Origin of the sequence: Candidatus Sordicultor fermentans, assembly GCF_012728195.1 — a bacterium.
In the GTDB taxonomy this organism is placed as follows: domain Bacteria; phylum Atribacterota; class Atribacteria; order Atribacterales; family Caldatribacteriaceae; genus Sordicultor; species Sordicultor fermentans.
The window spans coordinates 20415-31689 of the sequence record NZ_JAAYFP010000043.1 but is presented as its reverse complement, the minus strand read 5'-3'; the positions used below and the strand labels follow the sequence as shown (position 1 = coordinate 31689).

Annotated in this window: 8 protein-coding genes; 3 read left to right on the top strand and 5 right to left on the bottom strand. The window is 41.4% G+C overall.

The features are described 5' to 3' along the window. Positions 1-1655 (bottom strand): arginine--tRNA ligase (gene argS, locus GXZ17_RS02325; RefSeq protein ID WP_409375681.1); only part of this gene is annotated, 1655 nt, incomplete at its 3' end. A gap of 356 nt (positions 1656-2011) precedes the next feature. Between argS and xylB the strand changes: the two genes are divergently transcribed. Then, positions 2012-3490 (top strand): xylulokinase, encoded by a 1479-nt coding sequence (gene xylB, locus GXZ17_RS02320; RefSeq protein WP_409375680.1) that lies wholly within the window; start codon positions 2012-2014, stop codon positions 3488-3490. Between the two features lie 12 nt (positions 3491-3502). Then, positions 3503-4237 (top strand): NAD(+) synthase, encoded by a 735-nt coding sequence (gene nadE / locus GXZ17_RS02315; protein ID WP_409375679.1) that lies wholly within the window; start codon positions 3503-3505, stop codon positions 4235-4237. Here nadE and polX read toward each other — a convergent pair. Next, positions 4230-5960: a DNA polymerase/3'-5' exonuclease PolX gene (polX, locus tag GXZ17_RS02310; RefSeq protein WP_409375678.1), complete on the bottom strand. Its 1731-nt coding sequence runs from the start codon at positions 5958-5960 to the stop codon at positions 4230-4232. The two genes, nadE and polX, sit on opposite strands and share 8 nt — an antisense overlap. A 68-nt stretch (positions 5961-6028) precedes the next feature. On the opposite strand from polX, the gene GXZ17_RS02305 reads away from it, so the two are divergent. Then, the gene (locus tag GXZ17_RS02305; RefSeq protein ID WP_409375677.1) at positions 6029-8092 is read left to right on the top strand and encodes a transglycosylase SLT domain-containing protein; all 2064 of its coding nucleotides are present in this window, start codon (positions 6029-6031) and stop codon (positions 8090-8092) included. Here GXZ17_RS02305 and GXZ17_RS02300 read toward each other — a convergent pair. Genes GXZ17_RS02300 through GXZ17_RS02290 form a run of 3 tightly spaced genes read right to left on the bottom strand, consistent with a single transcriptional unit; the run spans position 8089 to position 11275 of the window. After that, entirely contained in the window at positions 8089-9180 is a 1092-nt protein-coding gene (locus GXZ17_RS02300) for an aldose 1-epimerase family protein (RefSeq protein ID WP_409375676.1), read from the bottom strand. The two genes, GXZ17_RS02305 and GXZ17_RS02300, sit on opposite strands and share 4 nt — an antisense overlap. Before the next feature lie 24 nt (positions 9181-9204). After that, positions 9205-10512, bottom strand: coding sequence for a cell division protein FtsZ (ftsZ, locus tag GXZ17_RS02295; protein WP_409375675.1), 1308 nt, complete (start codon positions 10510-10512; stop codon positions 9205-9207). Continuing rightward, positions 10469-11275, bottom strand: coding sequence for a ParA family protein (locus GXZ17_RS02290; RefSeq protein ID WP_409375674.1), 807 nt, complete (start codon positions 11273-11275; stop codon positions 10469-10471). The genes ftsZ and GXZ17_RS02290 overlap by 44 nt, the downstream gene beginning before the upstream one ends.

Here is an 11275-nt window from a genome sequence, read left to right as displayed (position 1 = left end):
TCAGGAGCGGAAATTCCCAAAAGTTGAAAAGCATTCTTCAGTACAATTTGTACCGCTCGACAGAGACTTAGCCGAAAAGAGGTAAGCTCTATATTGTCTTCATCGATTATCCGATAAAGGTTATAAAAAGAGTGAAAATATCCACACAAATCCTGAAGATAATTACAAATCAAATAGGGCTGACGCAAAAGAGCACTGCGTTTCACTGTTTCCGGAAAATAAGCTATTTTTTTGACAATTTCTCTCTCCTCTTCACTGGGAAATTCAGACAAAGTATAAGTCAAAGGAAACGATGTAAATCCTCTTTTTTCTGCTTCCTTAAATAAGGAAGAAATACGAGCGTGGGCATATTGAACGTAATATACCGGGTTATCCATAGACTGTTTTTTCGCTTCTTCTATATCAAATTCCAGATGAGTAGCTGGATCTCTCATTAAAAAATAATAGCGGGCCACATCTACTCCTACCTCGTCAATCAACTGCCTCAGGGGTACAAACTCACCCTGTCTTGTAGACATTCTTTCTGGTTGCCCTCCTCGCAAAAGAGTAACAAATTGCACAATAAAAATTTCCAGAAAATCTTCGGGAAGACCCAGAGCACACATCGCTGCGTGCATTCGAGGGATGTAGCCGTGATGGTCTGCCCCCCAGATGTCAATAACCAGTTGAAACCCTCTTTTCCATTTATTCCAATGATAAGCAATATCAGAAGCAAAGTAAGTAGGCAATCCATTTTCTCTCACTAATACTCTATCTTTGTCATCTCCCCAATCAGTAGTCCGGAGCCACAGAGCACCATCTTTATTATAGACATATCCTCGCTCTTTCAGAAGAGATAATATTTCTTCTGCTTCTTTTTTTTGATATAAAGAACTCTCCCGGAACCACACATCAAAATGCACCCGAAAATCAGCTAAATCACGGCAAATATTATCCAGAATCTTTTGCACTGCAAACTTCTGGAATACTTCTGAACGATCCGTAGGAGGAAGGTCTAAAACTCCACTTCCTTTTTCCCGTAATAATTCCTCCGCAATAGGGATGAGATACTCTCCCTGATAACCCTCTTCGGGAACTTCTACTTTTTCCCCTAAAAGCTGGCGAAAGCGAGCTTCCAGAGAAGCTCCTAAAAGGTCAATTTGCCTCCCCGCATCATTAACATAATATTCCTTTTCCACCTGGAAACCAGCTTTTTTTAAGATACGAGACAGACTGTCTCCAAAAGCAGCGCACTTGCCGTGACCCACATGCAGAGGACCGGTAGGATTGACACTCACGAACTCCACCTGGGTCTTCTTTCCTTTGCCTAAGTTCACTGCTCCAAAATCTTCCCCTTCTCCCTCCACTTCCTGAATAAAGGATAATAAAATTTCATCCTCTAAAAAGAAATTAATGAAGCCTCCCCCTGCTACCTCCACTCGAGCAAAATTCTGCAAATTCCGGGAGAGAGAGAGTTGTAAACTGGTAGCCAATTCCCGAGAAGGCTTCTTCACTTTCCGAGAAAGAATAAAAGCCAAATTAGTGGCAAAATCACCATGGCTCTTATCACGGGTAGGCTCAACAGTAATTTCTTTTTCATCTACCACCTCTGGAAAATCCACCGCCAGAACTTTTTTTATTTCCTCTTTCAGCATTTCAGTAATTAAGCGACTCATAGACCTCTTCCTTAAAAAAATCTTAAATTCAACTCTGGTCATTATATATTTTTTTAAACCAGGGTTCAATGGGTGTTTTATGGTTAACAGCCCGTGGCGCAAAAAAGTAAATGACAATTATAATATTTTACCCGGTTAACATATGCTTTTATCCTTGTTAATTTCAGAAACTATAAGGGCGAAGTATCCCTTTTATGATGAGAAAATTTTCCCCTCGGTGATTTTTGTATTTTATGTTTCTGTTTTGCTTTTCCAGAGAGTAACAGGGGGTGTGTTTACCCCCTGTAGTTATGTTATACTACACGTAAATTAAAGAAATTAGTTGCTTCATTTTACTAAATAAAGGGGAAAAAAGAATGGAACAATTTTTGGGCATTGATTTAGGAACTCAGGGAGTCAAAGTAATAGGCTGGGATGAAGAGGGTAATTTTTTAGGCTCCACCAGCCGTGAATACCCCATTTTAACTCCTCAAATCGGGTTTGCAGAACAGAACCCTGAAATTTGGTGGGAGAAAACCAAAGAAGCAATAAAAGAATTAGTGAACTTGATTCCTCAAGTTAATGTTAAAGCCATTGGTTTTTCTGGCCAGATGCATGGAACAGTAATAATAGATGATAACCTTAAACCCCTTTATCCTGCTATCATCTGGGCAGACCAGCGCAGTCACCAGGAAGTAAAAATCATTCGAGAAAAATTGGAAGACAAACTAGCTACTATCTGCGGAAGCGATGTAGCTACCGGTTTTATGGCACCAACCCTATTATGGCTCAAAGAAAACCAGAGAGAAATCTTCAACCGCATAAGGTGGGCAATCTTGCCTAAAGATTATTTGAAAATTAAAATGGGGCTTACCCCTTCTACTGATGTGGCTGACGCTTCTTCCACTCTTCTTTTTAACATTCGAAAAAGAAACTGGTCGGAAGAAGTTTTAGAAATTTTAGGATTAAACGATAACATTTTTCCTCCGGTTTATGAATCCACTCAGGTAATCGGTCAGATGAAAGAGGAGGTTAAAGAAGAATTAGGTTTAAAGGGAGAGGTCCTTTTAGTAGCCGGAGCAGGTGACCAGCATTGCGCTGCTCTGGGAAATGGTATAACTGAAGAAGGAGAGCTTTTAATAACCATAGGAACTGGAGGACAGGTATTTACTCCTCTCTGTGAACCTCTGGTTGATGATAAATTGCGTATTCACACTTTCTGTCATGCTATCCCCGGGTTCTGGCATCTTTTAGGTGCCACTCTTTGTGCTGGTCTTGCTCTTAGCTGGTTTAAAAAATCAGTTCTTGATTCTCCGCTTCAGGCTTTTGATTTTAAAGAATTAGACCAGGAAGCTCAAAAAGTGGAAGCTGGATCACATGGTTTACTTTTTCTCCCTTATCTCATCGGAGAAAGAACTCCTTACATGGACCCCCGAGCCCGAGGGTCCTTTCTCAACCTCCACCTCACCCACGGAAGAGCCCATTTCATTCGTGCCATCATGGAGGGAGTATGTTTAGGATTAAAAAATGTTACCGAAGTGTTTAAAGAGCTGGGAGTAGAACCGCAACGTATAGTATTTTCTGGAGGAGGAGCTAAAAGCGCCTTATGGAGAAAAATCATGGCCTCAGTTCTTGATGCTCCCCTTTTCACCACCCAGGTGAGAGAAGAAGCAGCTACTGGCGCTTGCATCCTGGCTATGATGGGAACAGAAAAATCTTCAGAAGAAGAAATTATTTCTAAAATAATCCGCTATGGAAACCCCGTTCTCCCGGAGAGAAAAGCAGCAGAAATTTATGCTGAAATATACCCTAAATTTAGAGATGCCTACCCTGCTTTAAAAAAGCTATTTCCCTAACAGGAGAAAATTATGAGAGATTGGAAGGAAGAAACACAAAAAATCATTACCTGGATGAGAAAAAAAGTAGAAGAAGCTAAAGCTCAAGGATTGGTACTGGGAATGAGTGGAGGCATTGATTCGTCAGTGGTAGCCGTTTTAGCCCAGAAAGCCCTGGGAGAAAAATCTCTGGGAATCATGATGCCTTGTTACAGCATACCCCAGGATTTAGAGGACGCCCTGAAAGTGGCTCAGATGTTCTCTATTCCCCACCGAGTCATTCCTTTAGAAAAACCTTACGATGCTTTCTTAGAAGTTTTAGGAGAAAAACAAGAAAATAGCCGTTCTTTAGCTCTGGCTAATTTAAAACCTCGCCTGCGTATGTGTACCCTTTACTATTTTGCCAACCGATTAAATTATTTAGTCTGCGGCGCTTCCAATAGGAGCGAGATAACCGTAGGCTATTTCACCAAATACGGTGATGGAGGAGTAGATATTTTACCCATTGCTCACCTTACCAAAACCGAGGTAATAGAATTAGCTCGGTTTCTCAACCTCCCTTCTTTTATCATCACGAAACCCCCTTCCGCGGGGCTATGGGAAGGACAAACTGACGAAGAAGAAATGGGAATCACTTATGAAAAAATTGATGAGTTTATCCTTCATAAAAAAGTGGAGGAACCCTATCTTTCTCAGATAAAAAGCAAAATTCGAGCAAGCGAGCACAAAAGAAAAATGCCTGCCACACCAGAAGAAATTACTATTTAGCTTTTTTCTTGCAATTAAGGAATTCCAGTAGTTTTTCTAAGCTAAAGGTATTCAGCACGTCTTCTTTTCGCAACCAGCCCCGACGAGCTTGGGCTACTCCATAACGAATATAATCCAGGGAAGAAGGGCTATGAGCATCAGTAGAAATAACCAATTTCACTCCCAGGTCTCGAGCTCGTCGAGCATCTACGTCACTCAAATCCAGACGTTCAGGCTGAGAATTAATCTCTAAAGAGGTTCTGGTTTCTCTGGCCAGATAGAAAAGTTTTTCTCGATTTACCTGATAGGCATCTCTCCTGTTGAGGATACGCCCGGTAGGGTGACTGATTACCTGAACATATTTGTTCTTCATTGCTCCTTCCAGACGACGCAAGATTTTTTCTTCCCCCTGTCCTAGACCGGAATGTAATCCTGCCACCACTACTTCTAACTTTTCCAGTTCAGAATCAGGAAAATCAAGAGAACCGTCGCTCATGATATTGACTTCTACCCCGTCTAAAAGTCGGAGTCCTTTCCCTTTTTTATTCCATCGCTCGATTTCCTTTCTTCTTTCTCGAATCTCCTCCGGGCTAAGACCGGAAGCTACAGCTAAAGATTGAGTATGATCACAGATAGCCAGATACTTGTAACCCCGGGAAAGAGCTGCTTCTGCCATTTCCTCTATGGAAGCTACTCCATCACTCCAGTTAGAGTGAGCGTGCAGGTCTCCCTGAAGGTCACCAATCTCGATAAGAACAGGTAACTTTTTCTCCTGCGCCAGTTCAATTTCTCCCTGGTCTTCCCTCATCTCTGGAGGAATCCATTCCATTCCCAGAGTTTCATAAATTTCTTCTTCCTTTTCTCCTCCCACTCGCTTATCGTTATCCAGTCGGAATATCCCATACTCATTCACTTTAAATCCCTTTTTAAGAGCAATTTCTCGCAATTTAATGTTGTGAGCTTTGGAGCCAGTAAAATATTGCAAGGCCGCTCCAAAAGATGTTTCTTCTACCACTCGCAAATCCACCTGTATCCCTTCCTGGGTAACAATACTGGATTTAGTAGTCCCCCAGGCAATTATCTCTCGCACCTGAGGTAGAGAAGTGAAAATATCCATTATAGATTCAGGAGTAGAAGAAGCCACCAGAATATCGATATCTCCGATGGTTTCTTTCATCCGGCGGATACTTCCTGCTGGGCTGATTTTAGTCACTCCGCTTTTTTCCTGAATAACCTCTATTATTTCTTCCACCAAAGGAAGAGCCTGACCCAGAAGCATTCTCCCACTTTGCCTCTTAAGCATCTCTATACCTTTCCGGATTTTTTCTTCACTTTTTACCCCCAAGCGAGGAAGATGGCGCAATTTTTGCTCAGCGATAGCTTTTTCCAAATCTTCAATGCTTTTTATCCCCAGCTGGTCGTAGAGAAGCTTAGCAATCTTAGGCCCCACTCCCGGTATAGCAGTAAGATGAACAACTTCAGGAGGGATTTCCTTGGTTAATTCTTCCAAATAAGATAGTTTACCAGTAGAAAGATATTCTTCAATTTTACTGGCGATACTCTCCCCTACCCCGGGAATCTCTTTCAATCTCCCTTCTTTCCACACCTCTTCAATAGGCTCAGGCCAGCTTTCTATGCGGCGGGCCGCTTCTTCGTAAGCCACTATTTTAAAACGATTTTCTCCTTTCATCTCCAAAAGAGTAGCAATATTTTCTAAAAGTTGTGCTACCTCCCGATTCCTCATACACCCTTTCCTCCTTTCTCTTAATATGCTATCATTAAAAAGCGATGAGGGTAAGGAATTTATCTTTTTTGGGGCTGTTTTTAATCGTAGGAACAGCTATTTTTTTCAATGTTAGTTTAAGCTCAGCTAATGAAACTGATTTATATGCGCTTTTTCGGCAAGGAGACTATGAAACTATAATTTCTCTTAAGCCTGAAGAAGGAGAAGAGCTTTTTCTCTATCTCGTATCTCTCCTCAACCTTAGTCGAGAAGAAGAAGTAGAAAAAGAAATTTCCTCCCTGTCGCCAGAAAAAGATTATTTCTGGCTAGATCACCTCTTTTATCTATCTTCTCTTCACTGTATAGAAAACGGAGACTTAGAGAAAGCCGTTATATGGAAAGAGAGATTGGCAAACTCCTTTCCCTCCTCTCCCCTTTTACCTTATATCACTTTACGTTTAGCTCAATCTTTTTTGGAAAACGACTTTTTCAGTTCTGCTCTTTTCTATTCCATTCAAGTTCTTACTTATTCAGAAAGAGAGGAAGACAGGCTATCAGCCTTGAAAATAACATTTCAATCTTTAGTTAATCTCGGCTACCTCGAAGAAGCTACCCTTTTACTCTGTCACATCTATTATGTTTTTCCTACCCTGAGTTCTCGAGAAACTCGAGAACTCATTTTGCCTGTGCTTCCCCAGATTTCTCCAGAAAAATTCTTTCCCTCTCAGCGTCTTTCTTTAGCTAATTTCCTCTTTTCTCTGGGTTTTACTGAAAAAACTAAAGATTTCTTAGACCAGATAGAAGAGTTTCTTCCCCCCTCCCAGCAGGTAGATATATTCACTCTTCGCGCCCGGATTTTCGTCAGAGAAGAGAATTGGGAAGAATTGGAACAGCTAATAAGTAAAAATTTATTAAAAAGAGGAGAAACAGAAGAGGTTCTATTCTACTGGGGAGTTTTAGAACAGAGAAAGGCCAATTATGGAAGAGCAACTCAAATTTATGAAAGGCTGTTATTTCTTTACCCCGAGAGCGGATATGCTTTTAATACTTACCAGAATTTAGCTTTTTCTCTCCGAGCCATGGGAGAAGAAGGAAGATATTTAGAAACAATGGAGAAGATTATTTCCCGTTTCCCAGAAAAGAGCGCACCCGTCTGGGAATTATTCTGGTTCTATTACAACAGAAACCAGATGTATTCAGCACAAGAAATGTTAGAAAAGCTAAAAAGTTTTTCTGAAGAAAAAAATAAAGCACTTTTCTGGTCATTTAAAATTGATTCTTCTTTAGAAGATTTAGAGGAAATAGTGGAAGGCGGGAAAATAGATTACTATTATGCCCGAGCCTGGCAAGAGCTGTCTGACAGAGGAGTTGTCCTTCCTTTCCCTTTTGATGAGGAAGTTCCTCTCCCTCAGGTAGACCCGGCAAATATTTCCTATTCTGAACATTGGACAAAGTACCAGTTTCTGAAGAAAATAGAGATGTGGGAGAATGCTGAGATAGAAATTCTATTTCTTCTCTCTAAGAACTCTCAAAAGAAAGGCTTTTATCGAGAATTGAATGAATTGTATACCCAAAAAGGAGATTATCAAAAAAGCATTCTCTATTCTCTTTATCTTCAGGAAGGAGAAAGAATTCCTCTCAATTTAGCCCGGCAAATTTACCCGGAATTTTTTCTGCCTTCTATTCAGAAACTAACTGGAGATGAGTTAGACCCTTACCTGATTCTTGCCCTTATTCGAGCGGAGAGTTTTTTCGATTCAGCAGCTATTTCCTCTGCTGGAGCTATGGGATTGGCTCAAGTTATGCCCTCTACTGCTTCATGGGTGATAGAAAAAGGATGGGCAGATGGAGGAGGAGAAGAGGATATTTCCATTCTTCTTCTAAATGCCGAAAAAAATTTAGAGATTGGAGTGAGCTATTTTTCCTATCTCTGGAATCGTTTTGGAGGAAAACTCTATCCCGCTATTTGCTCTTATAATGCCGGGCCGGGCAGAGTAGACCAATGGTTAGAAACTCTCTCCACCGACCCTGACCTTTTTGCTGAATCTATTCCCTTTTCTGAAACGCAAAATTATCTAAAGAAGGTGATGGCTAATTACTTTGCCTACTCTATCATCTACCAGGGCAAATTTAGCCCTCCTCCTTATCTTTAGCTCATCTTTAAATATTTTTTGAACTGCTCTATTTTTTCTTCTCCTTCTAAGATGCCAATTTCCAGAGAAATTTTCTTAGATTCCCCGGGTTGAAGAGTTACTAATCTCCCCTCTTCTCTTTCCCGGCGCCTACCCAGAGGAAAACAGTTGCCCGGCTCCATACCTAACACATATTCTCCTTCCCCCATCATCTTCCATTCTGTAAAATAAGGAATGGTATCTTTGCTAAACTTAACATAGGCCCCCATTTTAAGCCGGTCATTCACCAATAAAGAGGCACCATAACCATCTTCTAAAGTTTTAGGATAATGGAGGTAAACTTTTTCAAAATACCCTTTTTGGGGAGAAGAAAAAAGATGCCATTCTTCTTTTCCTTCTTCTGCCATCTCATCTCGAGGCACAGTTTTCTCCACCGGGAGGAATAACCTGGCACCGTCATCCAACAAAGGATAGCCAAAGTTGATGTGGTATAAAATCATAAAGGGGCTCTCATTCCAGCCCTCGTTAACCACCTGGTCTTCAATATGGATAGTTGTGCCTCCTAAACGGCTCCAGATTTTTCGGTAGAGAGCTATTTTATCTCCAAACACTATAGATTCTTTTATCTTTCCCTGCACCCACATTAAGTAATCATCCCCTTGCCAGGCTCCGTCTACCCACAGATTACTGGCCGGAAGATAAGAGGCTCTACCATGCAAACCAAAATCTTCTTCCTCTAAAAAAGGATGATTAGACTTGTCTCGTCCTGCAGCCCCAGCATAAGTCAGGCCACAGGTATTCATTAACCCCCCATGGAATCCCCGCAACCACCCCAAGCCTTCGGGCTCAAAAAAGGCAGGAGCTAAATTCCGAGTAGCGGAACGCCAACTAACATTCATGCCTTTAAAGCTGGTCCAGGCAATATCCATCCCCCGGTCCAGGAGAACAGTATAAGTCAAACCTCCACCAGAGTTAACCTCAGCTATTCTTACCCCTCTCTCTACACCTTCACTTAATTCAGCAAGCTTTACCCCTCCAATTTGAGAGATATCGCCTACTCTTTTTAAGATTTCTTCCCTGGTAATTTCTTTTCCCCATAAATTAGCCATAGCTATTTCCCCCTTAATTTATTTTTATTCCGAGTCGTTTCTACCATCTGAGTGAAAAAAATGGGATATTCTATCTCCGGGTCTCTTTTCCTCTGATAGTTTCTTTCTCTGTGCCTCCCGCAAAAAAGCAGGAACATCTAATTCATCCTCTATAATGATTCTACTATCTATCTCATCTATTGTTTCTTCTATCTCATCTAATTTCTCCTCCGGAAGCTCAAAACGGGTAGCAATAACCGTTACCATTGTTTCATTAGACAGACTCTCATCCACCCGATAACCCCACAAAATATCAGTTTCTGTTCCAGCTGCGTTGGTCACAGTATTAACAATTTCAGTAACCTCACTGAGAGTCATATCCTGACCACCGGTAATATTAAGGATGATAGACTTGGCACCTTTGATTGAGATTTCCAAAAGAGGACTTTGAATAGCTTCTTCTGCTGCTTGCTTGGCTTTTTCTCTTCCTCTTCCATGACCTATTCCTATTAAAACCATCCCTGCTTCGCTCAGAACAGTTCTCAGGTCAGCTAAATCTAAATTAATCTCCTGAGGAGAGGTAATAAGGTCAGTGATACCTCGCACTGCCTGATAAAGAATATGATCTGCTATTCTGAAAGCTTCTTGTAGGGGAGTATCTTTTTTGGTAATCTGGAAAAGTCGCTCATTGGGAATTATAATCAAAGCGTCAACTTCTTGTTGCAATCGACTGATACCTTCTTCTGCTTGTCTTTTTCTCTTTAGACCCTCAAAATCAAATGGTTTAGTCACCACTCCAATGGTTAGAGCTCCTGATTCCTTAGATATATTAGCGAGAACCGGAGCTGCTCCTGTACCCGTGCCTCCTCCCATGCAAGCAGCGACAAATACCAAATCAGCATTTTCCACCAGCTGGCTTAATCTTTCCTTATCTTGTCGGGCTGCTTCCTCTCCCAGGCGGGGATCCCCCCCCGTTCCCAGACCCCGGGTGAGGCTTAAACCAATTTGTAGCTTCTCTTGGGCCAGAGATTTTCTTAAAGACTGAACATCGGTATTCACTGCTATCAAGTCTACTCCATCTAAACCCAGGTCAGCCATATGATTAACCGCGTTATTGCCCCCTCCTCCAATTCCCACTACTTTTATCACTGCTAGTCTGTCTTCTGCTTTTTTCTCTATCTTTGCCTTAGTTTTCTCCAGATTCTTTTTAACTGCCTCACCAGAAGCTTTTTGCTCTTCCTTTTCAGGGATAGAGTCTTCTTCCCGTATGATACCTTTTGTGGTATCCCGGATTAATTCTCTCTTAAAATCAATTTTTTCGGAGAAGCCTCTTTCCAGGCTTTTCTTCTTCAAGCTTGATCACCTCCTTGGCTAAGTTTAAGTAACACTGAGCTCCAGAAGAAGAAGGTTCATATTCCATAACCGGTACCCCGTGGCTGGTAGCCTCAGCCAGGGAAATATTACGATGAATAACAGTTTCAAAAAGATGATCTCCAAAATATTTTTTTATCTCTTCTACCACCTCTCGATAAAGATTGGTACGGACATCGGCAATAGTAATAAGAACATAAACTTCCAGGTCATGCTTCAAGTTTTCTTTCATCAAGCCTATAGTTTCCATAAACTCTTCAATTCCCCTCATAGCAAAATAATGAGGCTGAATAGTGATAATCACCTCCCGACAGGCCTTAAGAGCATTAACAGTTAAAATTCCTAAGGAAGGGGGACAGTCAATGAGGATGTAATCAAAAGAGAGATTAGCTCTTTGAATACCGCTATTTAAAAAGTCTTCCCTGCCCAGTTTATCAATCAAGCGATATTCTGCTCCAGCTAAGTCAATATTGGCTGGAGCGAGATAGAGGTTGGGAGTGCGAGTAGGAATAATAACTTCTTTAAGCTCAAGGCGGTAAGGGCTGCGAGGGGGCTCCAGTACATTGAGAATGGTTCTGTCAAATTCATCAGGCTCAAAACCTAAACCCAGAGTAGAATGAGCTTGAGGATCCATATCAATAATGAGAACTTTCCGCGCATGATAAGCCAAAGAAGCCCCCAAATTTATACAGGTGGTGGTCTTCGCCACTCCTCCTTTTTGGTTAGCAATGGCAATTATTCGCAT